Here is a 24,715-nt window from a genome sequence, read left to right as displayed (position 1 = left end):
CCATTGTCATGGCTATATGATGGGAAAGGCCGGTCCCCGTTTCAATCGGCAGGAAGCATCGCATGACCGATCAACCCAACAAAACCGAAGGCGCCAAGCCGCAAAGGACGCTGTCGCCTGAGGCGCAACGCGCATTGGCGGAAGCGGAAGCCAGGCGGAAGGCATACCGCGAGGCGGAAGCCCGCCTGCCGAAAGAGTTCGGCGGACGCGGCGGCAAGGAACCCGGGCGCTACGGCGACTGGGAGGTGAAGGGTCTGGCCACTGATTTTTAATGACACTCAAGGCGCGTCGCGCTGAAGCGGATTCAGGCGACGCGCTTTAAGTCATTGTTCGTGCTGTCGTCTTCGCAAAACCGCTGCACACCGCGACATGCATCAGGCCGCGTCGCGCTGCGGCTCGATGATCATCCAGCCATCGTCGTCGGTGGCGACGCCGAGCGCATCGTAGGTGGCGATGCTGGCGTGCTGCGTCACGACCGGATGGACATGCGTGGCGCTGATCACCATGACCGAGGCGCCGGAGGCTTCGCCCGCGGCGATGCCGGCCGGGGCATCCTCGAAGACGAGGCAATCGCGCGCCTCGACGCCGAGACGCTTTGCCGCCAAAAGAAAACAGTCGGGCGCCGGCTTGCCGCGGGTGACGTCCTCGGCCGAGACCATGATGGCGGGCACCGGAATGCCGGCCGCCGCCATACGCAGCAGCGCGAGTTCCCGCGGCGCCGAGGTGACGACCGCCCAGCGCTCCGGCGGCAGCGACTTGAGAAACGCCACAGCACCCGGAATCGGAACGATGCCCTCGAGGTCGGCCGCCTCGGCCTCGAGCAGCGCATCGGCTTCCACGACGGGATCGACGCCGGGAAGCTTCAGCGCGGCTATGGTCTCGATCGCGCGCTTGCCGTGGATAGTCGGCAGGAAGCTCGCGACGTCGAGGCCGTGACGGCGAGCCCACTTGGTCCACACGCGTTCCGCCGCGGCGATCGAATTGAGGACCGTGCCGTCCATGTCGAAAAGGAAAGCGGCGAACTTTCTGCCTGGGAACATCGGATATCCTGGGGGAATCGTTTTCGGGGAGCGCGAAACGCACCGCTATCCTAACCTCCGAAGCGGAGCCTGCAAAGGCGCATGCCGGCATTTCGACTCGCCGCCGGAACAACGCTCCTCATTGCGGCGTTCTCCAACCAGTCTTGCAAGACCACCAACAAGGGCAAGACCACCAACAAGGGCAAGACCACCAACAAGGGGAAGTGATGCTGATCAGGCTCGGCTACGAAATCGCCATCGAATGCGATGCCGCGACGCCGATCATCGCGCTTCTCGACATCCACCCGGATCGCCATGCCGACATCAAGCGGCAGACTCGCTTTCTCACCTCGCCTTCGGTGCCGACGACCACCTATCGCGACTGCCATGGCAATATCTGCCGCCGCTTCACGGCGCCGGCCGGCGGTTTTCGCATCCTCTTTGATGGGGTGGTCGAGGACAGCGGCGAGGCCGACGAGATCAACACGCTGGCGCGCGAAATGCCGGTGGCGGAGCTGCCGGACGAGGTGCTCGTCTACCTGCTCGGCAGCCGCTATTGCGAAACCGATCACCTCAGCAACCTCGCCTGGGAGCTGTTCGGCCACCTGCCGCCCGGCTGGGCGCGCGCGCAGGCGATCGTCGACTATGTCCATAGCCGGCTTTCGTTCGGCTACGGCTATGCCCGCGCCACCCGCACGGCGGCGCAGGCGCATGAGGAGCGCGTCGGCGTTTGCCGCGACTTCGCGCATCTCGCGATCGCGCTCTGCCGCGCGATGAACATTCCAGCGCGCTATGTGAACGGCTATCTCGGCGACATCGGCGTGCCGGCCGATCCGGCGCCGATGGATTTCTCAGCCTGGATGGAAGTGTTCCTCGACGGGAAATGGTACGCGTTCGATCCGCGCCACAATCGTCCAAGGATCGGCCGCGTCGTGATCGCGCGCGGCCGCGACGCCACCGACGTGCCGCTGCTGCACAGCTTCGGCCCGCATCGGCTTACCCTGTTCAAGGTGTGGACCTATGAGCAGCAAGGCAACCTGTTCAAGCCGCCGCATCACGGCATCGACAGGACCGCGAGCGCCCAGATGCTCGCGTAAGCCAGGCGGCTGTTTCACTGCGGCGCCAGCACCAGCGCTGACCCGCTTTGGCACAGGGCGCACTGTGCCGAAGCGGGAAGGGCCGCAATGGCTCCGCCACTCATGGTAAGCGCTTTATGAACGGCATTTCCCTATTGCGTTTCCATTTACCCGCCATTCACCTTCCTGTCTGCCGTGTTCCAGCAGAAACAATGAGTTAGCTGTCGCTCCGCGCTTTCGAACAGAAGGGTGGCCGTGTCTGGCCGAAGTCCTGCAGCGCTTCCGTTGAGCGGCACCGAAGCCGCAGCAGGCGGGGGTGAGGATGCGGCAGTTGAAAGGTCTCGTTTGTGGGGTGGACGGCTTTGCGCGGGATCGCGGAGGCAATTTCGCGGTTCTGTTTGGGGCTGCCGCATCGGTGCTGGCGCTGGGGGTGGGATTCGCAGTCAATATCGCGCAGGTCTACAATGCGAGATCGAGTCTGCAGAGCGTCGTCGATGCCGCTGTGACCTCGACGGCACGCGATCTCACCCTTGGTGTCATCAAGGAAGCCGATGCCGACGCGTCGGTACAGGCATTTCTCGACGCCAACAGCGCGGCCGGCATCCTGCAGGCCAAACAGATCGTGCTCGACAAGCTCACCATCGACAGGACATCGAAGACCGTGCAGGTGAATGCGCATGCCGATGTCGGCCTCTATTTTCCGCTGTTCAGCGTTGGCGATATGCAGCGTGTCGGCGCCTCGACCACCGCGCTCTATTCAGACAAGAAGATCGAGGTGGCGCTGATGCTCGACATCACCGGCTCCATGGCGGCCAACAAGCGCGCCAAGACCAATAAGATCGGCGACCTGCAGGCGGCCGCGTCGCAGACGGTCAAGGATCTCCTGGGACAGAACCGGGATCCCAGCGAGCCTCGGGTCCGGGTGGCGATCGTCCCCTATGCCGAGGCCGTCAACACTGGCGGCCTCGCCGACACCGTCTTCGTCGAGACGTCGGCCGGACCGAAGCTGCCGCCGCCGATCGATGCGCCGCTTGCCGTTTCCGTGACGACCGCGCCTGACAAATGCGCCACCGAGCGCAAGGACAAGGACGGCTATGCCGATTATTCGTCGGATGGCCCGTATACGCTGCGGCAGGACAACAATGGCAGGACCTATCAGGCCAAGGTCAACCGCGACTACCGCATGAAAGTGTGTCCATCCGCGGCGCTGGTTCCGCTGACGGCCGATCAGAACACGCTGCTCACGGCCATCGGTCATTTCCAAGCTGCGGGCGTGACGGCAGGTGGGATTGCCGCGCAATGGGGCTATTACATGCTTTCGCCGTCCTGGCGTTCGGCCATCGCCGATGCCCGCCTGGGCGCTGGTCCGGCGAATTTCGATCCGAAGAAAGTGGCAAAGATCGCCATCCTGATGACGGATGGCCAGTTCAACACCGCCTTTGCCCGCGGGCGCGGCACGTCCGCGTCCGACGACGAGGGCCGGAGGTCGCGCGCCAATGCCGAAGCCATTTGCGAGAATATGAAGCACGACGGCATAGAGGTTTTCACCATCGGCTTCGATCTCAACGATCCGTCGATGACGACGACCGAGAGGGATCAAGCGAGATCCGTATTGAAGGACTGTGCGACCGACGACACGTCGTCGCTGAAGCATTTTTACGAGGCCGCCACGGGCACCGAACTGTCAGATGCCTTCGATCAGATCACCCGCAATATCGAGAAGCTCACCATCAATCGCTGACCCACAGGGCAGGCCGCGAGAAAAGGAAAAGGCCGCCGCTTCTTGACGAAGCAGGCGGCCTTCCGTGTTTCCGTCCATGACGCGGCTCCTGGCGGCGACCCCTTCGGGTCACCTGCCGCGCGTCTCGCGCCTTAACGGGAAGACTGCTTCCCGGAAGTGCAATCCGCTGAGCTCACGTTATGGAAAACGAAATCACTCGACATCGGATCACCTCCTTTCGGTTTGTTGAACACAGCCAAATGATGGGGTGCGTCGCGGCAAAACACAAGATGACGCTACGGAATGGCCGTGCATCGGGCGAGGATCATCCTCGCGCGATGCTTTTGCGCAACAGATCGGGATTGCGGTCGACGGGCCGGTGGACGACAGTGGCGCTCGAGGGCGGGGTTCGCCTATTGGGAGGTGGGAATGGACGCCGCCGACAGAGCCGCGCGGATCGTACGCAGGGTCGTCGAGACGTTGAAGCCGGGTTTTGCGGTCAGGCTTTGGACCGGCGAGCGGATCGGGCCCGCCGGCGGTCCGGTGCTTGCCATCAACGATCAGGACATCGTCTGGCAACTGGTGCGGCGTCCTGCCTTCTCGACGCTTGTCGAGATGTGGATTTCCAAGACCGTCGACATCGAAGAGGGCACGCTGTTCGACTTCTACGCCGTGCCCTCGCAGGGCAGGCTCAAGACGAAGCTCAGATCATTGCCCAAGCTGGAGATCCTGCGCGACCTCCCGGTAGTGCTGTTCTCGCGAAAACAGATGACGGCGCGCAGCGACCTCTCCGGCCGCAACCCTTATGTCAGCGGGTCGAACAAGGAAGCGATCCAGCATCACTACGACATCTCGAATGCCTTCTACCGGCTCTTCCTTGACGAGCGCATGGTCTATAGCTGCGGCTATTTCAAGGATTTCGCCAACGGCATCGACCAGGCGCAAGTCGACAAGCTCGACCATATCTGCCGCAAACTCAGGCTGAAGCCCGGCGAAAGGCTGCTCGACATCGGCTGCGGCTGGGGCGCGATGCTGATCCATGCGGCGAAGCATTACGGCGTCGTCGGCCATGGCGTCTCGCTGTCGCGGGCCCAGACGGAGCTTGCCCGCGAGCGCATCCGCGCCGAGGGTCTCGAGGACCGTATCACCATCGAGATCAAATCCTACGCCGAGCTCTCCGGCACGTTCGACAAGATATCGTCCATCGGCATGTTCGAGCATCTGGGTATCGCCAATCACGACGCCTACTTTTCGGCCGTCCATCGTCTGCTCAAGCCCGGCGGCGTCTATCTGCACCACGCCATCACCAGGCGCAGCAAGGGCGACATCCGCAAGACGTTGCGCAAGGGTCCGGAATACAAGGCGCTGATCAAATACATCTTCCCAGGTGGAGAGCTCGACACGATCGGCATGACGCTCGGCAATCTCGAGGCGCGTGGCTTCCTCGTCCATGATGTCGAGAACCTTCGCGAGCATTATCAGCGCACCTGCCGGCTGTGGGCCGAGCGTCTCCATGCGCGCTTCGACGAGGCGATCGCCGAGGTCGGCGAGGCGAAAGCTCGGCTATGGCTGCTCTATCTCACCGGCTGCTCGATCGCCTTCGAACGCGCCTCGGCGCAGATTTTCCAGACGGTCGCCACCAAGCGCGCGCGCGGACCAAGCGGCCTGCCGCCGACGCGTGAGGATTTGTATCGGTAGGGACAAAGGCGGGTCAGGCGAACCGCACCTCCGCGCCGATCTCGACGCGTGCCGGCCGGTCGACGGTGCAATAAACGCCGATATTGTGGGCGTTGTAGCGGACCAGGTTGCGCAGGATGCCGGGGTCGTTGTCGAAGCCGTCCTGGGCGATGATGGTGAAGCCGCAGCGGCGGCAGGGCTCGGAGATCGTGAGCAGCAGATCGCCGATCGCGAGCTTGCGGCCGAGCCATTCCGTCTCCGGGAAGGAGCCTTCCACCGGCTCCATGTCGACGACGATGTTGGGGCGAAAGCGGCGCGAATCTGGCACGCCTTGCGGATGCAGCGCCTTCAGCCGCGCCAGCGAGGCGGTGGTGAGCAGATGGATCGGCGTCCTGCTGTATCGCTCGGCCGTCAGCGAGCCGGCATAGCCCGGCGCGTGCTCGCGGAAGTAAGGCCGGATCGAGGCGTCGAAGCCAAGAAATCCGGAAAGAACCCGGTCGCTTTCCGGGTCGGGCGCCGGCAGCCAGTCGCCGCCGGGCACAGCCACTTCGAGCCGGCGGTCTTCGGTCAGCCGGGTGCGGATCAGCGGCACCTTGTGCCATTTCGGTCCGCGGTCCGGCCTGGCGATCTCGCCATCCGAGGCATCGACCAGGCCGAACAGCCGGTCGCCGTCGACAGTCGACGTGCCGACGGAGATGGTGTCCAGCCGCTCGCCGGCGAGCGAGCTCGCCGGATAGCGCCATAGCTGGCTGACGGTGCCGAGTGCGGACTGCGCGTTCATCAGGCCCTTTTATTCTGCCGGTTGGCAACGAGATCGTCGACCACGGCCGGATCGGCGAGCGTCGAGGTGTCGCCGAGCGCGCCGTAATCGTCCTCGGCGATCTTGCGCAGGATGCGCCGCATGATCTTGCCTGAACGGGTCTTGGGCAGGCCCGGCGCGAACTGGATCTTGTCGGGCGTTGCGATGGCGCCGATCTCCTTGCGGACATGGGCGACAAGCTCCTTGCGCAGATCCTCGCTCGACGTCGTGCCGGACATCAGCGTGACGTAGCAGTAGATTCCCTGACCCTTGATATCGTGCGGATAGCCGACGACGGCGGCTTCCGAGACCTTGTCGTGGCTGACCAGCGCCGATTCAACTTCCGCCGTGCCCATGCGGTGGCCTGAAACGTTGATGACGTCGTCGACGCGGCCGGTGATCCAGTAGTAGCCGTCGGCGTCACGGCGGCAGCCGTCGCCGGTGAAGTATTTGCCCTTGTAAGTCGAGAAATAGGTCTGCACGAAACGGTCATGATCGCCATAGACGGTGCGCATCTGGCCGGGCCAGGAATCGGTGATGCAGAGATTGCCGTCGGCCGCGCCTTCCAGCACCTTGCCTTCGCCATCGACCAGCTGCGGCTTGACGCCGAAGAAGGGCCGTGTCGCCGAGCCGGCCTTAAGGTCGGTGGCGCCCGGCAGCGGCGTGATCAGGATGCCGCCGGTCTCGGTCTGCCACCATGTGTCGACGATCGGCACCTTGGCGTTGCCGACGACGTTGAAATACCACTCCCAGGCTTCCGGATTGATCGGCTCGCCGACCGTGCCCAGCACGCGCAGCGACTTGCGCGAGGTCTTCTTCACATGGGAATCGCCGGCGCCCATCAGGGCGCGCAGCGCCGTCGGCGCGGTGTAGAAGATGTTGACCTGGTGCTTGTCGACGACTTCCCAGAAGCGCGACTGCGACGGATAGTTCGGCACGCCCTCGAACATCAGCGTCGTGGCGCCGTTGGCCAAAGGGCCATAGACGATGTAGCTGTGGCCGGTGACCCAGCCGACATCGGCGGTGCACCAGTAGATGTCGCCGTCATGGTAATCGAAGACATACTGGTGCGTCATCGAAACATAGACGAGATAGCCGGCGGTGGTGTGCAGCACGCCTTTCGGCTTGCCGGTCGAGCCCGAGGTGTAGAGGATAAACAACGGGTCCTCCGCCTTCATCTTCTCGGGTTTGCAGTCGGCCTTAACGGTCGCGGCCTCGTCATGGTACCAGACGTCGCGGCCCGGCACCCAGCCGGTCTTGCCGCCGGTGCGTCGCACCACCACCACTTTTTCCACCTTGGTGCCGGCCTTGGCGGCGATGTCGATGGCCTTGTCGGTGTTGTCCTTCAGCGCAATCGGCTTGCCGCCGCGCAGGCCCTCGTCGGCGGTGATGACGATGGTCGACTTGCAGTCGTCGATGCGGCCGGCCAGCGCATCGGGCGAGAAGCCGCCGAAGACGACCGAATGGATCGCGCCGATACGCGTGCAGGCAAGCATCGCGTAAGCCGTTTCCGGGATCATCGGCATGTAGATGGTGACGCGGTCGCCCTTCTTGACGCCGTGCTTCTTCAGGACATTGGCGAAGCGGCAGACATGCGCATAGAGCTCGTTGTAGGTGATCTTCCTGTCATCGTAAGGGTTGTCGCCTTCCCAGATGATGGCGGTCTGGTTGCCGCGCTTCTTCAGATGCCGGTCGATGCAGTTGTAGGAAACGTTGGTCTGGCCGTCCTCGAACCACTTGATCGAGACCTTGCCGTCGAAGGAAGTGTTCTTGACCTTGGTGAAGGGCTTGAACCAGTCGATGCGCTTGCCGTGCTTGCCCCAAAACTTGTCCGGGTTCTTCACGCTGTCGGCATACCATTTGAGATAGGTGTCGTTGTCGATCAGCGCGTTTTTCTTCCACGCCGGCTGGACGCGGTGGACATGGACATCGGACATTTTCTAGCTTTCCTCCGAAACCGTTCCGCCGGCTTGATGTGCCGACGGCATCACGGCGAAGCAGCCGTGAATTCGCGGCATTATTAACAGTTCCGCCGTGACGGCAATATTAGACGTTGGATTCGCGCGGCGGGATGACGCAGGGGCAAGTGAAAACGCCTGTCAGCACTCTCGCCCAAGGGCTGCTAACCGTCTGTTTTTTCGATGGAAAACTTGGGTCTGATATGCGAAAATCAATAGACGGTTAAGCAACGAGGCGCAGAGTTTCGCGTTGGGAGGAAAGGAGAATCAACTGAGGACGGCAATGCGCCATCATCTCGAAATGGACTTGATGCTCAGCGGCTATGGGCTGACCACCGCCAAGATCCTTTATCACTTCCCAGACCATCCACATCTGCTGCAAAGCTATATCTGGCAGGATTACGACATCGCGCCGGAGTTTCCGGTGCTGATCCGCTTCATCGAATTCTGGAAGACCAAGCTCGACGGCCCGCTGCATTCGGTGACGTACACGCACCAGAAGCTGATCGCGCCGAACGAGTGGCGGAAAGTGGACGGGGAGTTCGTGCTGCACTGAGCGGCGCAGAGGTTCTCTGGACGTCCGACGTTTGGCGGAAACGCCCATCACTCGTTATCCCCGGGCGGAGCAAGGAGCTGCAGCTAATCGCAAACGTTCACGCTTGCCCTGATAGGGACGGCCGTAATGACGTGGCCCCGAGCATCGTGTTCCGCCAAGCTGAATGACGACGGGGGAATAGGAACGGCCCGCTTCGCTTCAAGCGCCGGCGAAAGCGTTATCATTGTCGGGTCGGTAACAAGATCGTTACGGAGGTGTCGAGGCGCTTAGCGACTGCCGAAGATCGCCGAGCCCAGCCTGACGCTGGTCGCGCCGAAGGCGATCGCGGTCTCGTAATCGCCGGACATGCCCATCGAGAGCATTGCGACGCCGGCCTCGCGGGCGATCTTTTCCAAAAGCGCGAAATGCGGACCGGGATTCTCGTCCGCCGGCGGGATGCACATGAGGCCCTCAATGGCGAGGCCGTGCACCTCGCGGCAGCGTTTGACGAAGGCGACCGCGTCGCGCGGCTCGATGCCGGCCTTCTGCGGCTCGGAACCGGTGTTGACCTGGACATAGAGTTTCGGCGCCCGGCCTTGTCTGGCGGTCTCCTTGGCAAGCTCGGCGGCGATCTTCTCGCGATCGACGGTCTCGATGACATCGAAAAGCGCCACCGCTTCCTTCGTCTTGTTGGATTGCAGCGGCCCGATCAGGTGCAGCTCGATGTCGGGAAACGCCGCTTTCAGCGCCGGCCATTTACCTTGAGCTTCCTGCACGCGGTTCTCGCCGAAAACACGCTGGCCCGCCTCGATGACCGGGCGGATATCTTCGGCCGCGAAGGTCTTCGAGACCGCAACCAGCATGACGGCGCCGGGCTCACGCTTTGCCTCGCGTTCGGCGCTTGCGATCTTCGCCTTGACCGCGCGAAGCTGTTCGACGGGGCTCGTCATGTCCATATCCTGCCCATAGTTTTAGCACCAACGCCGGATCGCCACAGTTGACGGGTCTGGCAATCCATGGTGAACACCGACATTGTCTCGGCTGCCGGCCTTGCCCAGCGCCGCGCACCCGCTTTTAAGTGAAAAACATCTGATGGCAACCGAACGATACAATCCGCGCACGTCAGAGCCCAAATGGCAGAAGGCCTGGGCCGAAAAGAAGCTGTTCGAGGCCAGGAACGAGGACCCGAAGCCGAAATACTACGTGCTCGAGATGTTCCCTTATCCCTCGGGGAAGATCCATATCGGCCACACCCGCAACTATACGATGGGCGACGTCGTCGCGCGCTACAAGCGGGCCAAGGGCTTCAACGTGCTGCACCCGATGGGTTGGGACGCCTTCGGCATGCCGGCCGAGAATGCCGCGATGCAGAACAAGGTCCATCCCAAGGACTGGACCTACGAAAACATCGCCGTCATGCGCGAGCAGCTCAAGATGATGGGCCTGTCGCTCGACTGGGCGCGGGAGTTCGCCACATGCGACGTCGACTACTATCACCGCCAGCAGATGCTGTTCCTCGACTTCGTCGAGAAGGGGCTGGTGACGCGCAAATCCTCCAAGGTCAACTGGGACCCGGCAGACATGACGGTGCTCGCCAACGAGCAGGTCATCGACGGCCGCGGCTGGCGCTCGGGCGCGCTGGTCGAGCAGCGCGAGTTGACGCAGTGGTTCTTCAAGATCACCGATTTCGCGCAGGACCTGCTGGATTCGCTCGGCCGTCTCGACGAATGGCCGGAGAAGGTCAAGCTGATGCAGCATAACTGGATCGGCCGCTCGGAAGGGCTGCTGATCCGCTGGCCGCTGGCGGCTGCAAGCTCTGCCAAGATCGGCGGCGACATGCACGAGCTGGAAGTCTACACGACCAGGCCGGACACCATCTTCGGCGCCTCCTTCATGGCGGTCGCGGCGGATCATCCGCTGGCCAAACAAGCCGCCGAGAACAATCCGGCGCTGGCCAAGTTCATCGACGAGGTCCGCCATATGGGCACCTCGGTGGCGGCGCTTGAGACTGCCGAAAAGAAGGGTTTCGATACCGGCATCCGCGTCGTCCATCCTTTCGACGACGGCTGGACGCTGCCTGTCTACGTCGCGAATTTCGTGCTGATGGAGTATGGCACGGGCGCCATCTTCGGCTGCCCGTCGGGCGATCAGCGCGACCTCGACTTCGCCAACAAATACGGCCTGCCGGTAGTCCCGGTAGTGATGCCGGAAGGCGGCGACGCAAAAAGCTTCCAGATCACCGAGGAGGCCTATGTCGACGACGGCGTGATGATCAATTCGCGCTTCCTCGACGGCATGAAGCCGCAGCGCGCGTTCGACGAGGTGGCGAAGCTGCTCGAACAGAAGACGATCGGCGGCCGGCCGATGGCGGAGCGCAAGGTGAATTTCCGCCTGCGCGATTGGGGCATCTCGCGCCAGCGCTACTGGGGCTGCCCGATCCCGATGATCCACTGCGAGGCCTGCGGCGTGGTGCCGGTGCCGAAGGCCGATCTGCCGGTGAAACTGCCTGACGACATCGAGTTCGACCGTCCGGGCAATCCGCTCGATCGGCATCCGACATGGCGTCACGTGAAATGCCCGCAATGCGGGCGCGACGCGCGGCGCGAGACCGACACGATGGATACATTCGTCGATTCGTCGTGGTATTTCGCGCGCTTCACCGCCCCCTGGGCGAACGAGCCGACCGAGCCGAAGGCGGCGGACGAGTGGCTGGCGGTGGACCAGTATATCGGCGGCATCGAGCACGCGATCCTGCATCTGCTCTATTCGCGCTTCTTCACGCGTGCCATGCGCGAGACCGGCCATTTGAACCTCGCCGAGCCGTTCAAGGGCCTGTTCACGCAAGGCATGGTGGTACACGAGACCTACCGCGTCGGCGGTCCGTCGACAAATGGGCGCTGGCTGTCGCCGAGCGAGGTCAGGATCGAGGATGCCGGCGGCAAGCGCCGCGCCATCGAGATCGCGACCGGCGAGGAAGCGTCGATCGGCGCGCTCGAGAAGATGTCGAAATCGAAGAAGAACACGGTGAGTCCGGAGGAGATCACCGACGGCTACGGAGCCGATACCGCGCGCTGGTTCATGCTGTCGGATTCGCCGCCCGAGCGCGACGTCGAATGGACCGACGAAGGTGCCGCCGGCGCGCATCGCTTCGTGCAGCGCGTCTGGCGCCTGGTGCAGATCTCGGCCGAACAGCTTGGCGACGTGAAGCCGGCCGCGGCGAGCGAAGGCGAGGCAGGTGCCGTTTCCAAGGCCGCGCACAAGATTCTTAAGGCGATCGGCGAGGACATCGAGAAGCTCGGCTTCAACCGAGCTATCGCCCGCATCTACGAGCTTGCCAATGCGCTGGCCGTGCCGCTCAACGACGTCGCCGAAGGCAAGGCTGACGCGGCGCTGAAGGGCGCCTGCCGCGAGGCCGTCGAGATCCTGGTGCATGTGATCGCGCCGGTGATGCCGCATCTGGCCGAGGAATGCTGGGAGGCGTTGGGCGGCACCGAGATGGTCGCCGAACGGCCTTGGCCTGCCTACGATCCGGCCCTAGTCGTCGACCACGAGATCATGCTGCCGGTGCAGGTCAACGGCAAGAAGCGCGGGGATTTGACAATTGCCCGCGACGCGGATCAAGGTGCCGTCGAAAAAGCGGTGCTGGCTCTCGACTTCGTGCAGAAAGCGCTCGATGGTAAAGCCCCGCGCAAGGTGATCATCATCCCGCAGAGGATCGTCAATGTCGTTGCCTGATCCGGAAAAGTCACAGGCGGCGCGTTTGCTGCGTCGCGCTGCTCTCAGCGGCCTGATCGCCTCGCTGGCACTGGTCTCCGCCTGCACGGTGCGGCCGCTCTATTCCAGCGCGCCGCTCACCGCCGGGTCGCAGGTCGGGGCCGCCGCCGAGCTGGCCTCGATATCGATCAAGCCGGTCAGCACGCGCCCTGCGCAGCAGGTGCGCAACAACCTGATCTTCGCTTTCGGCCAGGGCTCGGGCGAGCCGGCATCGCCTGCCTATACGCTCGACCTCGGCGTCACCGAGCTTGTCGAGTCGGCGGCCATCGTTCAGGTGCAAACCGAAGAGGACGAGCCGACGGCGGGCACCGTGACCCTCACCGCCAATTATGTGCTCAGAGACGCCGCGACCGGCACTGTGGTCGCGCTCGGCAAGCGCTCGATTCCTTCCTCCTTCGACCGGCCGCGCCAGGAGTTTGCGGCCTACCGGGCGCAGATCGACGCCGAGAACCGCGCCGCCCGCGAGCTCGCCGATCTGCTCAGGCTGGCGATCGCCCAGGACCTGGCCAAGAATGGCAAGAAGGCCTGAGCTGGTCTCTGAGCGCCGCCGCGCTATTCCCCTATTCGAGGCAACAAAAAGGCCAGGTTATCCCGGCCTTTTTGTTGTCTGATCTCCGGCCTCAGCCAATCTTCTGGCCGGTCTTGGCCCAGTCGGCGAGGAAGGCGGCAAGGCCCTTGTCGGTGAGCGGATGGTTGACCAGCGCCTTCAACGTCGCCGGCGGCGCGGTCACGATATCGGCGCCGATCAAAGCCGCCTGCTTGACGTGGTTCACCGTACGCACGGAAGCGGTCAGGATCTCGGTCTTGAAATCGTAATTGTCGTAGATGGTGCGGATTTCCGATATCAGCTCCATGCCGTCCGAGCCGGTGTCGTCGATGCGGCCGACGAAGGGCGAGATGAAGGAGGCGCCGGCCTTGGCGGCAAGCAGCGCCTGGTTGGCCGAGAAGCAGAGCGTGACGTTGACCATGCGGTTCATCTCGGTGCGGATCGTCTTGCAGGCCTTCAGACCATCCAGCGTCAGCGGCACCTTGATGGCCACATTCGGTGCGATCTTGGCCAGCACCTCGGCCTCGGCCATCATCTCCTTGTACTCGGTCGCCACGACTTCGGCCGAGACCGGGCCTTCGACAATGTCGCAGATCTGCTTGGTGACCTCGGCGATCTTGCCGCCCGATTTCAGGATTAGCGACGGGTTGGTGGTGACGCCATCGAGCAGCCCCAGATCGTGCAGCTCCTTAATTTCCTTGATGTCAGCGGTATCGACAAAAAACTTCATGGCTGTCTCCTTGGGGGTTGCCTGACGCCGGCCAGGCAGATGGGGGGTCCCCTTTGATCTAGAGCAAAGTCGGGGCAAGGTCACGCCCGATGATCGAAGATTCGCCCTTTGTCGCGGCCGCGCCGGTGCTGGTGCCGATGCCGGCCGAACGGCCCTACACATATGCCGTGCCGCCAGGCATGCGCGTGGTGCCGGGCTCGATCGTGCGCGTGCCGCTGGGGCCGCGGCAGGTCGCCGGCATCGTCTGGGACGCCGTCGTCGAATCCGTCGATCCGAAAAAGCTGCGGCCGATCGAGGAGGTCTTCGACTGCCCGCCGATCGACAAGGCCATGCGCCGTTTCGTCGACTGGATCGCCCAATACACGCTGTCGGCGCCCGGCATGGTGGCGCGGATGTTGTTGAGGGCGCCGGAAGCTTTCGACCCGGAGCCGTGGATCGAAGGCCTGCAGCGCACGCTTGCCGAGCCCGACCGATTGACCGACGCGCGACGCCGCGTGCTGGAGACGGCCGAAGGCGGGCTTGCCTGGACGCGCTCCGGTCTCGCCCATGCGGCGGGTGTCTCCTCGACCGTCATCGATGGCTTGAGGGCACAAGGCGTGTTCGAGACGGTGATGATCCCGCCAAGGCCGGTGGTCGCCGCACCCGATCCCGGCCATGCTGTGCCGGAATTGATGCCGGACCAGAAGGCGGCGGCCGAGAAGCTGCGCGCGGTGATCGCCGCCGACGCCTTCAACGTCACCTTGCTCGACGGCGTCACCGGATCGGGCAAGACGGAAGTCTATTTCGAGGCGGTGGCGGCGGCGCTCGACAAGGGCAAGCAGGTGCTGATCCTGCTGCCGGAGATCGCGCTGACGCACGCTTTCCTCGAACGCTTCCAGGACCGCTTCGGCGCCAAACCGGCGGAATGGCATTCGGACCTGCCGCCCCGGATGCGCGAACGCGTCTGGCGGCAGGCGGCGGAGGGTGGCGTGCGCGTCGTGGCCGGGGCGCGCTCCGCGCTGTTCTTGCCGTTCAAGGAGCTAGGCCTGATCGTCGTCGACGAGGAGCATGACCCGGCCTACAAGCAGGAAGACCGCGTCTTCTATAATGCGCGCGACATGGCAGTGGTGCGCGGCCATATCGGCGCTTTCCCGGTCGTGCTCGCCTCGGCGACGCCGTCGGTCGAGAGCCGCGTCAACGCCAGCCAGGGCCGCTACCAGCGAGCGGTGCTGTCGGCGCGTTTTGCCGAGGCGGCGCTCCCCGACCTGAAATCGATCGACATGCGGCGCGCGCCGCCGGCGCGCGGCGGTTTTCTGTCGCCTCTCCTTCTGGAGCAGATGGAGCGCACGCTGGAGAGACAAGAGCAGTCGCTGCTCTTCCTCAACCGGCGCGGCTATGCGCCGCTGACGCTCTGCCGCGTCTGCGGCCATCGCTTCGGCTGCCCGGTCTGCTCGGCCTGGCTGGTCGAGCATCGCTTTCGCGGCCAGCTCGTCTGCCATCATTGCGGCCACAATGAGCGGCGGCCGGAAGCCTGCCCGGAATGCGGCACGCTCGATCATCTGGTCGCCTGCGGGCCGGGCGTCGAGCGCATCGCCGAGGAAGTGGTGGCGCATTTCCCGGAAGCCCGCACGATCGTATTGTCGTCCGATCTCTTGGGCGGCGTGCGCCGGCTGCGGCTCGAGCTCGAGGCCGTCGCCAATGGCGAGGCCGATATCGTCATCGGCACGCAGCTCGTCGCCAAGGGTCACAACTTCCCCGGCATGACGCTCGTCGGCGTGGTCGACGCCGATCTCGGCCTCGCCAATGGCGATCCGCGCGCCGCCGAGCGCACCTTCCAGCTGCTCAGCCAGGTGACCGGGCGCGCGGGCCGCACCGGCAAGAAGAGCCTCGGCCTGCTGCAGACCTACCAGCCCGACCATCCGGTGATGCGGGCGATCGTCTCCGGCGATTCGGAAGCCTTCTACGAGCGCGAAATCGCGGAGCGGGAGCGCGCCGCGCTGCCACCGTTCGGCCGGCTCGCCGGCATCATCGTCAGTGCCGCGACACGCGCCGAGGCCGAAACCCATGCGCGGGGCTTGCGGCGCGCGGCACCTACAGCCTCCGATCTCTTCGTGCTCGGACCGGCCGAGGCGCCGCTGTCGCTGATCGGCGGCCGCCACCGCTTCCGCTTGCTTGTCCAGGGCGGGCGGCGCGCGGACATGCAAGGGTTTATTCGAGCCATGCTGGCGGAGGGGCCGAAGCTGCGCGGCTCCGTCAGGGTGCAGGTCGACATCGACCCGCAGAGCTTCCTATAAGCGAGAAAGACAGTCCCAACGGAGTGCTCGCTTTATGAAAACCCTCGGCCTTATCGGCGGCATGAGCTGGGAATCGACGGCGATCTACTACCGACTGCTCAACGAGATCGTGCGCGAGCGGCTGGGCGGGCTGCATTCGGCCGAGCTGTTGCTCTGGTCGTTCGACTTCGCCGAGATCGCCGAACGCCAGCATGCCGGCGACTGGGACGGCGCCGGTGTCCTTCTGGTAAAAGCAGCGCGCAAGCTGGAGGCCGGCGGCGCCGAGGGCTTGATGATTTGCACCAACACGATGCACATACTCGCCGACACGGTGCAAGCGGCCATCTCGATTCCCATTATCCATATCGCCGACGCAACTGGACACGCTGTTGTCGCCGCAGGCGTGAAGCGCCCGGCGCTGCTGGCGACACGCTTCACCATGGAACAGGATTTCTATAAAGGGCGGCTCGCCGACAAATACGGCCTGCAGCCGGTCGTGCCCGCCCAGGCCGGCCGCGACATGGTGCACCGGATTATCTATGATGAGCTCTGCCAAGGCGTCGTCAAAGCCGACTCGAAGTCCGCCTACGTCGAGGAAGTCGGCCTTCTGCGGCGCGACGAAAAGATCGACGGCCTCATCATGGGCTGCACCGAGATCACCATACTGATCGGCCAGGGCGATTTCGACATGCCGGTGTTCGACACCACGCGCATCCATGCCGAGGCAGCGATCGACTTCGCATTGTCCTGATCGGGCGCTGTTCTGTCGCTTCTTCTCTTGCGGTCTTTTCAAATGTGCCGGCCGACATCTGGCGCGCGGATTTTCCTCGGCTAGAATGCCGGCAATTTCAGAACAAGACTTTACGAGGGGGATCAGATGGAGTTCGCGTTTCCGTGGCCGGCGAGCCAGGGCGAGTGGCTGGCATGGTCGAGCGCCGTCGTGACGCTGCTCATCGGCCTCGTCCTCTTCCTGGCGCCGAATCTCGCCTTCCGCATCCTGCGCCTGCAGGCAAAGCCGGAGAAAGCGGCGGCGATCGCCGAAGGGCGCGGCCGCATGTCGGGCTTCTATCTCGGCGTCAGCCTGTGTTGCATCCTGCTCGCGCAGCCGCTGCTCTATATGGCGCTCGGCTTCTCATGGCTGTTCACCGCTTTCGGTCGGCTTTTGTCGATGATGTCGGACGGCGCCAATACACCTTTCAACTGGGCTTCCATCGTGGTTGAATTGGCCCTGGCGGCGCTGCCGCTTGCCTTCGCCTTCGGCTTCGTACCGTGAATTCGTGACTAATCCGCCGCTCAGGCTCGGCCTTCGCCGCCTGATGCGACAAAAGTGCCTGAAAACCATGCCGGACGATGCATTGCGGTCTCAAAAGGCCTGTGCTAGACGGCAATCGACTTTCGGCCGGGGATAGCGGAAGCCATCTCTCCGTGCTTGGAAAAATCGTAGTAAGGTCAAAGATTTAGCCAGAGTTTTCGCTCGCGCCAACAATCTGCGGCCTGTCAGACAAGAGAAAAGACGGTCCGTGGCCCAATCGTCATCGCCAATCTCAGCTGTCGCAGAGCGCTATGCAAGCTCGTTGTTCGAGCTCGCGCTGCAGGAAAATTCGGTCGCCCAGGTCGAGGCCGACCTCAACGATTTCGAGGCGATGCTGAACGGCAGCGCCGACCTTGCCCGGCTCATCAACAGCCCGGTGTTCTCCAGCGACGATCAGGCCAAGGCGATCGGGGCGATCATCTCCAGAGCCAACATCACCGGCCTCGTCGGCAATTTCCTGCGCGTCGTCGCCCGCAACCGCCGCCTGTTCGCCGTGCCCGGCATGATCAAGGCGTTCCGCCAGATTGCCGCCGACCACCGTGGCGAGGCGTCCGCCGAAGTCACCTCCGCGCATGCGCTGACGGATGCGCAGCAGGCCGAACTCAAGGCGACGCTGACGGGCATCGCCGGCAAGGACGTGGCCATCGCTATGACCGTCGACCCGTCGCTGCTCGGCGGCTTGATCGTCAAGATGGGCTCGCGCCAGATCGATACGTCGCTCAAAACCAAACTCAATTCGCTCAAGCTTGCACTGAAAGAGGTCGGCTGATGGACATCCGCGCCGCGGAAATTTCCGCAATTCTGAAAGACCAGATCAAGAATTTCGGCAAGGAGGCCGAGGTCTCCGAAGTCGGCCAGGTTCTGTCCGTCGGTGACGGCATTGCCCGCGTCTACGGGCTCGATAACGTCCAGGCGGGCGAGATGGTCGAATTCCCGGGCGGCATCCGCGGCATGGCGCTGAACCTCGAAGCCGACAATGTCGGCGTCGTCATCTTCGGCAACGACCGTGACATCAAGGAAGGCGACACCGTCAAGCGCACCGGCGCCATCGTCGATGTTCCGGTCGGTCCCGGCCTGCTCGGCCGCGTGGTCGACGCGCTCGGCAATCCGATCGACGGCAAGGGCCCGATCCAGGCGACCGAACGCCGCCGCGTCGACGTCAAGGCGCCCGGCATCATTCCGCGCAAGTCGGTGCATGAGCCGATGTCGACCGGCCTCAAGGCCATCGACGCGCTGATCCCGGTCGGCCGCGGTCAGCGCGAGCTGGTCATCGGCGACCGTCAGACCGGCAAGACCGCCATCATCCTCGACACGATGCTGAACCAGAAGTCGGTGCACGACAACGGCCCGGAGAAGGAGAAGCTCTACTGCGTCTACGTCGCTGTCGGCCAGAAGCGCTCGACCGTCGCGCAGTTCGTCAAGGTGCTCGAGGAGCGCGGCGCGCTCGACTACTCCATCATCATCGCCGCCACCGCGTCGGATCCGGCGCCGATGCAGTTCCTGGCGCCGTTCGCCGGCTGCACCATGGGCGAATATTTCCGCGACAATGGCATGCATGCCCTCATCAGCTATGACGACCTGTCGAAGCAGGCCGTCGCCTACCGCCAGATGTCGCTGCTGCTGCGCCGCCCGCCGGGTCGCGAAGCCTATCCGGGCGACGTGTTCTACCTGCATTCGCGCCTGCTGGAGCGCGCCGCGAAGCTCAATGACGATAATGGCAACGGCTCGCTGACCGCGCTGCCCATCATCGAGACGCAGGCCAACGACGTGTCGGCATACATCCCGACCAACGTGATCTCGATCACCGACGGCCAGATCTTCCTCGAGACCAACCTCTTCTTCCAGGGCATCCGCCCGGCGGTGAACGTCGGTCTGTCAGTGTCGCGCGTCGGCTCCTCGGCGCAGGTCAAGGCGATGAAGCAGGTCGCCGGCTCGATCAAGGGCGAGCTCGCGCAGTACCGCGAAATGGCGGCCTTCGCGCAGTTCGGCTCCGACCTCGACGCCGCCACCCAGCGTCTGCTCAATCGCGGTTCGCGCCTGACGGAGCTCCTGAAGCAGCCGCAGTTCTCGCCGCTCAAGACCGAAGAGCAGGTCGCAGTGATCTTCGCCGGCGTCAATGGCTATCTCGACAAACTGGCGCTGAACCAGGTCGGCAAGTTCGAGCACGGCCTGCTCAGCCACATGCGCTCGGCCGGCAAGGACGTGCTCGACGGCATCCGCAAGGAGAAGGCGCTGTCGGACGACTTGCGCGGCAAGCTCAAGGCCGAGATCGACGCCTTCGCCAAGACCTTCGCTTAACGAACAGCCGGACGCACGGGATCAGGTTTGAAGCATGCCTTCATTAAAAGACCTTCGTAACCGTATCGCCTCGGTCAAGGCGACGCAGAAGATCACCAAGGCGATGCAGATGGTCGCCGCGGCGAAGCTGCGTCGCGCGCAGGAAGCGGCCGAAGCGGCGCGTCCCTATTCCGAGCGGATGGGGGCGGTGCTGGCCAACATCACCCAGGCGATTGGCGGCGGCGGCGATGCCCCGGCGCTGATGACGGGCACCGGCAGGGACGACGTGCATCTGCTCATCGTCTGCACCGCCGAGCGCGGCCTGTGCGGCGGCTTCAATTCCCAGATCGCGCGCCTGGCCCGCGAGCATATTCGTAAGCTTCTCGCCGACGGCAAGCAGGTCAAGATCATCTGCGTCGGCAAGAAGGGTTTTGACATCCTGCGCCGCGAGTACGGCTCGCTGATCCTCGAGCGCGTCGACCTGCGCGAGGTCAAAACGCTCGGCTTCGTCAATGCCGATGCGATCGCGCGCAAGGTGATCAACCTGTTCAACCAGGGCGGCTTCGACGTCTGCACGCTGTTCTATTCGCAGTTCAAGTCGGTGATCAGCCAGATTCCGACGGCGCAGCAGATCATCCCGGCGGCCCCTGCTTCCGCCGCTGCCGAGACGAGCAACGGCGCCACGGCCGTCTACGAATACGAGCCGGAGCCGGGCGAGATCCTCTCCGACCTCATCCCGCGCAACATCGCGGTGCAGATCTTCCGCGCGCTGCTGGAAAACGCGGCCGGCGAGATGGGCGCCAAGATGAGCGCGATGGACAATGCGACGCGCAACGCCGGCGACATGATCAACAGGCTGTCGATTACCTACAATCGCCAGCGGCAGGCGCAGATCACCAAGGAACTCATCGAAATCATTTCGGGCGCCGAGGCGCTCTAGGCGCGCCCCGCCGCCGAGGCCATCGACCTCGCGGCAGAAGGCGTGAGCAACAGACAGACGAAAAGGGCAAAGACGATGGCGAAAGCAGCTACCCCGAAGACCGCCGCCAAGGCGGCACCGGCCCCCAAGGCGGCAAAGGCTCCGGCAGCAGCCGCGAATGCCGCTCCGGCCAAGAAGGCGGCCGCTCCGGCCAAGGCAGCGGCTCCGGCGAAGGCGGCCAGCGTTGCGGCGAAGCGGGTCGGCGCCGCCGGCAAGGTGCGCCAGGTCATCGGCGCCGTCGTCGACGTCCAGTTCGAAGATCATTTGCCGGCCATTCTGAATGCGCTGGAAACCGACAATGTCGGCAACCGCCTGGTCCTCGAAGTCGCCCAGCATCTCGGCGAGAACACCGTGCGCTGCATCGCCATGGACTCGACCGAAGGTCTCGTGCGCGGCCAGGATGTCTATGACACCGGCGGACCGATTTCGGTGCCGGTCGGCCCGGGCATGCTCGGCCGCATCATCAACGTCATCGGCGAGCCGGTCGACGAGGCCGGCCCCGTCGACGCCGTCGAAATGCGCGCCATCCACCAGCCGGCTCCGGCCTATGTCGACCAGTCGACGGAAGCGCAGATCCTGGTCACCGGCATCAAGGTCCTCGACCTGCTGGCGCCTTACGCCCGCGGCGGCAAGATCGGCCTGTTCGGCGGCGCCGGCGTCGGCAAGACCGTGCTGATCCAGGAGCTGATCAACAACGTCGCCAAGGCCCACGGCGGCTTCTCGGTGTTCGCCGGCGTCGGCGAGCGCACCCGCGAAGGCAACGACCTCTATCACGAGTTTATCGAATCGGGCGTCAACAAGAAGGGCGGCGGCCAGGGCTCGAAGGCCGCGCTGGTGTACGGCCAGATGAACGAGCCGCCGGGCGCGCGCGCCCGCGTCGGCCTGACCGGCCTCACCGTCGCCGAGTATTTCCGCGACCAGGGCCAGGACGTGCTGTTCTTCGTCGACAACATCTTCCGCTTCACCCAGGCGGGATCGGAAGTGTCGGCGCTGCTCGGCCGCATCCCCTCGGCCGTGGGCTATCAGCCGACGCTCGCCACCGACATGGGCGCGCTGCAGGAGCGCATCACGACCACGACCAAGGGTTCGATCACCTCGGTGCAGGCCATCTACGTTCCGGCCGACGACTTGACCGACCCGGCGCCGGCCACGTCCTTCGCCCACCTCGACGCCACGACCGTGCTCAACCGCGCGATCTCGGAAAAGGGCATCTACCCGGCCGTTGATCCGCTCGACTCGACCTCGCGTATGCTCGACCCGATGGTCGTCGGCGAGGAGCACTACCAGGTCGCCCGCCAGGTGCAGTCGATCCTGCAGCGCTACAAGTCGCTGCAGGACATCATCGCCATCCTTGGCATGGACGAGCTGTCGGAAGAGGACAAGCAGACCGTTGCCCGCGCCCGCAAGATCGAGCGCTTCCTGTCGCAGCCGTTCTTCGTCGCCGAAGTGTTCACCGGCTCGCCCGGCAAGCTGGTCGACCTCGCCGACACCATCAAGGGCTTCAAGGGCCTTTGCGCCGGCGACTACGACCACCTGCCGGAAGCGGCCTTCTACATGGTTGGCGGCATTGAGGAAGCGGTCGAGAAGGCGCAGCGCCTGGCGGCTGAAGCGGCGTAAAGAAGCGAATAGCGAATAGGGAGTAGCGAATAGGGATCAGTGGGCCGGCCGAGTTTTTCACTACTCGCTACTCGCTATTCCTACTCGCTAGATTGGCATGGCTGAAGCTTTCAAGTTCGAATTGGTCTCGCCGGAGCGGCTGCTCGTTTCCGAGCAGGTCGAGTCCGTCGTCATCCCGGGCGCCGAAGGCGAGATGACCGTGATGGCGCAGCACGCTCCGGTCATGACCACGATCAAGCCCGGCGTCGTCACGGTGAAAACAGCGGCAGGCAAGGAAGAGCGCTACGTCGTGTTCGGCGGCTTCGCCGACATCTTGCCTTCCGGCTGCACGCTGCTGGCCGAATCGGCGGTCGCCGTCGGCGACATCGACCGCGCTGATCTCGCCCGCCGCATCCAGGAAGCCAGGGAAGACGCCGCCGACGCCAAGGACGACGAAGCCCGCAGCAAGGCAGAGCAGTTTCTCAGCCAGCTCACCACGTTGGAAGGCGCGCTGCTGCCGGCCTGACGGCGGCATCTTAGGATGGACTGAAAGAGAGCGGGCTTGCCCCGCTTTTTTGTTTGCCTCGTTTGCCCGTTTTCTCGTTTGGGAGACAGTTCGCCCTGCTTGTCAGGGTGTCTTGCGGTTTCATGCAAACGGCGAGCCGCTCTATCTTCTTGTTTGGGTGATCGACCCCGACACGAGTTCGGCAGGCGACGACACGCCGGAAATCGTCGTGCCGCCTGATGAATATTTCATGCTCGGCGACAATCGCGACAATTTGGCCGACAGCCGCTTCACCGGGCACGGTGCCGTACGGCAATCTCGTTGGCAAGGCAGTGCGCCTGTTCTGGACGGGGCCTACTCTGCCGCACGGGCGAGTAGTCTCGGTTCAGAGACGCGCTACTCGGCCAGCCGGGGCGGTTCCTTGCCGATGCCGAGCGCCGCGAGAGCCAGCTTCGGACCGCCCTGCTTGAAATGGACGAAATGCGTCGCGACAAACTCGATCAATTTCTGTCGCTCCGGATGATCTTTGGCAAAGCCGGCGAGGTCGAACACGGCCTCGGCCATTGTTGCCGTCGGCAGATTGCGGCCGAACAGGTTGCTGAGGGCGTCGTCGAGCGGGTCGGTGAAATGACCCTCGGGCAAGCTGCCACCGCGCGCGGAGCATGCGGCGATCCAGGCGGCGACAACCAGCGACAGATGTTCCGGCAGCAGGCCCGCCTCCAGCCGGGCAAGCGCGGAAGCGACGATGCGCTGCGGCAGCTTCTGGCTGCCATCATTAGCGATTTGCGCGGTGCGATGAGCAAGCGCGGTGTTGGAGAAGCGCTGGGCGAGCTCGGCGGTGTAGGCGGCGGTATCAAGGCCTGCATCCTGGGGCAGCGTCGGCACGGCTTCGGCCCACAATGCGTCGACAAACCGTCGGATCGACGGGTCGGCGAAGGCGCGGTCGACGGTCGCGTGGCCGCTGAGCAGCCCTAGATAGGCGATGCCGGAATGCGCGCCGTTGAGCAGTCTCAGCTTCATGTCCTCGAAGGGACCGACATGCTCGACCATGGTGACGCCGAATTTCTCCCAGGCCGGCCGCCCGGTGGGGAAACGATCCTCAATCACCCATTGCCGGAACGGCTCGGTCATCACCGGCCAGGCATCCTCGAGACCAAGCTCGCCGGCGATGCGGGCGCGGTCGGCGTCGGTGGTCGCCGGCACGATGCGGTCGACCATGGAAGACGGGAAGGCCACTTCGTTGGCGACATGGCTGGCGAGTTCGGTATCGTCCTGTCGAGCGAGCCCGGCATCGCCCTGTCGAGCGAGCCGTAAGTCGCGCAGTTTCGCGAACTCGAGCAACAGCTTGTGCAGCGTGGCGCCGTTGGCCGGAAGGTTGTCGCAGCACAGCACCGTGAAGGGCGGCGTGCCGGCGGCGCGGCGGCGCGCAAGCGCCTCGGCCAGAAAACCATGCGCCGTCTTCGGCGATCCAGGGTTTCCCAGATCGTGGACGATGTCGGGATGAGTTTCGTCGAGCCTGCCGTCGGCGGCCCTTAGATAGGCCTTTTCGGTGATGGTCAGCGTGACGATGCGGGTGCGCGGATCGGTGAGCGCGGTAAGCACGGCGCCCGGATCTTCGGGCGCCACCAGCAACGACAGGATCGAGCCGATGACCTGCAACTGCTCGCCGGCGCTTTCCCTCACCGCCAGCGTGTAGAGACCGTCCTGCGGCGACAGCGCATCGCGTGTGTCGGGACTGCGCAGCGAGACGCCAGTGATGCCCCAACCCGTCTCGCCATCAGCCAGGGAGGCGTCGACATAGGCCGCCTGATGAGCGCGATGGAAGGCGCCGACGCCGAGATGGACGATGCCGGGCGTCACGGCGCCGCGATCGTAGCGGGGTATGGCGATTGTGCCCGGCAGCTGCGCGATCGTGGCGTTCGACATTCGGCTGTTCATTGGTTTGAAGTCTCCGATCGG

Annotated in this window: 22 protein-coding genes and 1 pseudogene; 17 read left to right on the top strand and 6 right to left on the bottom strand. The window is 64.2% G+C overall.

What is annotated here, in order from left to right:
- Positions 1-62 precede the first annotated feature (62 nt).
- On the top strand, positions 63-272 hold the full coding sequence (locus EOD29_RS17145) for a DUF1674 domain-containing protein (RefSeq protein WP_067324941.1): 210 nt from the start codon (positions 63-65) through the stop codon (positions 270-272).
- A 102-nt stretch (positions 273-374) separates the two neighbouring features.
- On the opposite strand, the gene EOD29_RS17140 is transcribed toward EOD29_RS17145, so the two are convergent.
- A complete protein-coding gene (locus EOD29_RS17140; RefSeq protein WP_067324943.1) occupies positions 375-1,040 on the bottom strand; it encodes an HAD-IA family hydrolase in 666 nt (221 codons plus the stop codon).
- Positions 1,041-1,121: 81 nt separating this feature from the next.
- Here EOD29_RS17140 and EOD29_RS37875 point away from each other — a divergent pair, with 81 nt between their 5' ends.
- From EOD29_RS37875 to EOD29_RS17125, 4 genes are all read left to right on the top strand, one after another.
- Entirely contained in the window at positions 1,122-1,247 is a 126-nt protein-coding gene (locus EOD29_RS37875; protein WP_278057108.1) for a hypothetical protein, read from the top strand.
- Positions 1,247-2,116, top strand: a complete 870-nt coding sequence (locus tag EOD29_RS17135; RefSeq protein WP_127247288.1) for a transglutaminase family protein — start codon at positions 1,247-1,249, stop codon at positions 2,114-2,116. The genes EOD29_RS37875 and EOD29_RS17135 overlap by 1 nt, the downstream gene beginning before the upstream one ends.
- Before the next feature lie 301 nt (positions 2,117-2,417).
- Positions 2,418-3,836, top strand: coding sequence for a pilus assembly protein (locus EOD29_RS17130; protein ID WP_127247287.1), 1,419 nt, complete (start codon positions 2,418-2,420; stop codon positions 3,834-3,836).
- 408 nt (positions 3,837-4,244) lie between these two features.
- Complete coding sequence (locus tag EOD29_RS17125; protein ID WP_127247286.1) at positions 4,245-5,513, top strand: cyclopropane-fatty-acyl-phospholipid synthase family protein; 1,269 nt, start codon at positions 4,245-4,247, stop codon at positions 5,511-5,513.
- A 13-nt stretch (positions 5,514-5,526) separates the two neighbouring features.
- Here the strand turns inward: EOD29_RS17125 and EOD29_RS17120 are convergent, their stop codons facing one another.
- Together EOD29_RS17120 and acs are read right to left on the bottom strand one after the other, a co-directional pair.
- Positions 5,527-6,273: an MOSC N-terminal beta barrel domain-containing protein gene (locus EOD29_RS17120; RefSeq protein ID WP_095799710.1), complete on the bottom strand. Its 747-nt coding sequence runs from the start codon at positions 6,271-6,273 to the stop codon at positions 5,527-5,529.
- On the bottom strand, positions 6,273-8,228 hold the full coding sequence (gene acs / locus EOD29_RS17115; protein WP_095824161.1) for an acetate--CoA ligase: 1,956 nt from the start codon (positions 8,226-8,228) through the stop codon (positions 6,273-6,275). The genes EOD29_RS17120 and acs overlap by 1 nt, the downstream gene beginning before the upstream one ends.
- 304 nt (positions 8,229-8,532) lie before the next feature.
- Between acs and EOD29_RS17110 the strand changes: the two genes are divergently transcribed.
- The gene (locus EOD29_RS17110) at positions 8,533-8,805 is read left to right on the top strand and encodes an aspartate-semialdehyde dehydrogenase (RefSeq protein WP_067001506.1); all 273 of its coding nucleotides are present in this window, start codon (positions 8,533-8,535) and stop codon (positions 8,803-8,805) included.
- A gap of 266 nt (positions 8,806-9,071) precedes the next feature.
- Here the strand turns inward: EOD29_RS17110 and EOD29_RS17105 are convergent, their stop codons facing one another.
- Entirely contained in the window at positions 9,072-9,734 is a 663-nt protein-coding gene (locus EOD29_RS17105) for a YggS family pyridoxal phosphate-dependent enzyme (RefSeq protein ID WP_127247285.1), read from the bottom strand.
- A gap of 142 nt (positions 9,735-9,876) precedes the next feature.
- Between EOD29_RS17105 and leuS the strand changes: the two genes are divergently transcribed.
- The gene (leuS, locus tag EOD29_RS17100; RefSeq protein WP_127247284.1) at positions 9,877-12,519 is read left to right on the top strand and encodes a leucine--tRNA ligase; all 2,643 of its coding nucleotides are present in this window, start codon (positions 9,877-9,879) and stop codon (positions 12,517-12,519) included.
- Positions 12,506-13,087: an LPS assembly lipoprotein LptE gene (lptE, locus tag EOD29_RS17095; RefSeq protein ID WP_067324955.1), complete on the top strand. Its 582-nt coding sequence runs from the start codon at positions 12,506-12,508 to the stop codon at positions 13,085-13,087. Before leuS ends, lptE begins: the two co-directional genes overlap by 14 nt.
- Positions 13,088-13,178: 91 nt before the next feature.
- Here lptE and fsa read toward each other — a convergent pair whose 3' ends face one another.
- Complete coding sequence (fsa, locus tag EOD29_RS17090; protein ID WP_095799713.1) at positions 13,179-13,835, bottom strand: fructose-6-phosphate aldolase; 657 nt, start codon at positions 13,833-13,835, stop codon at positions 13,179-13,181.
- Positions 13,836-13,924: 89 nt separating this feature from the next.
- Here fsa and EOD29_RS17085 point away from each other — a divergent pair, with 89 nt between their 5' ends.
- The 9 genes and pseudogenes from EOD29_RS17085 to EOD29_RS37165 all read left to right on the top strand — a co-directional run.
- Positions 13,925-16,108: a primosomal protein N' gene (locus EOD29_RS17085; RefSeq protein ID WP_127247283.1), complete on the top strand. Its 2,184-nt coding sequence runs from the start codon at positions 13,925-13,927 to the stop codon at positions 16,106-16,108.
- A 34-nt stretch (positions 16,109-16,142) separates the two neighbouring features.
- Positions 16,143-16,838: an aspartate/glutamate racemase family protein gene (locus EOD29_RS17080; protein ID WP_127247282.1), complete on the top strand. Its 696-nt coding sequence runs from the start codon at positions 16,143-16,145 to the stop codon at positions 16,836-16,838.
- A 126-nt stretch (positions 16,839-16,964) separates the two neighbouring features.
- Positions 16,965-17,360: a DUF4345 family protein gene (locus EOD29_RS17075; protein ID WP_067324963.1), complete on the top strand. Its 396-nt coding sequence runs from the start codon at positions 16,965-16,967 to the stop codon at positions 17,358-17,360.
- A 247-nt stretch (positions 17,361-17,607) separates the two neighbouring features.
- A complete protein-coding gene (locus EOD29_RS17070; RefSeq protein WP_067324965.1) occupies positions 17,608-18,168 on the top strand; it encodes a F0F1 ATP synthase subunit delta in 561 nt (186 codons plus the stop codon).
- Positions 18,168-19,697, top strand: coding sequence for a F0F1 ATP synthase subunit alpha (gene atpA, locus EOD29_RS17065; protein WP_067001528.1), 1,530 nt, complete (start codon positions 18,168-18,170; stop codon positions 19,695-19,697). The genes EOD29_RS17070 and atpA overlap by 1 nt, the downstream gene beginning before the upstream one ends.
- Before the next feature lie 34 nt (positions 19,698-19,731).
- A complete protein-coding gene (locus EOD29_RS17060; RefSeq protein WP_067001531.1) occupies positions 19,732-20,616 on the top strand; it encodes a F0F1 ATP synthase subunit gamma in 885 nt (294 codons plus the stop codon).
- A gap of 75 nt (positions 20,617-20,691) precedes the next feature.
- Entirely contained in the window at positions 20,692-22,272 is a 1,581-nt protein-coding gene (gene atpD, locus EOD29_RS17055) for a F0F1 ATP synthase subunit beta (RefSeq protein WP_067002177.1), read from the top strand.
- A 97-nt stretch (positions 22,273-22,369) separates the two neighbouring features.
- Entirely contained in the window at positions 22,370-22,777 is a 408-nt protein-coding gene (locus EOD29_RS17050) for a F0F1 ATP synthase subunit epsilon (RefSeq protein ID WP_067001534.1), read from the top strand.
- A gap of 175 nt (positions 22,778-22,952) precedes the next feature.
- A pseudogene (locus EOD29_RS37165) lies at positions 22,953-23,226 on the top strand (S26 family signal peptidase); the annotation flags it as partial.
- Here EOD29_RS37165 and EOD29_RS17040 read toward each other — a convergent pair.
- Entirely contained in the window at positions 23,153-24,694 is a 1,542-nt protein-coding gene (locus EOD29_RS17040) for a mannitol dehydrogenase family protein (RefSeq protein ID WP_127247281.1), read from the bottom strand. The pseudogene EOD29_RS37165 and the gene EOD29_RS17040 sit on opposite strands and share 74 nt — an antisense overlap.
- Positions 24,695-24,715 lie beyond the last annotated feature (21 nt).

Source organism: Mesorhizobium sp. M1A.T.Ca.IN.004.03.1.1, assembly GCF_003997555.1.
GTDB lineage: Bacteria > Pseudomonadota > Alphaproteobacteria > Rhizobiales > Rhizobiaceae > Mesorhizobium.
Note: the sequence above shows the minus strand (reverse complement) of the source record. Positions and strands in the feature narration are given on the sequence as shown.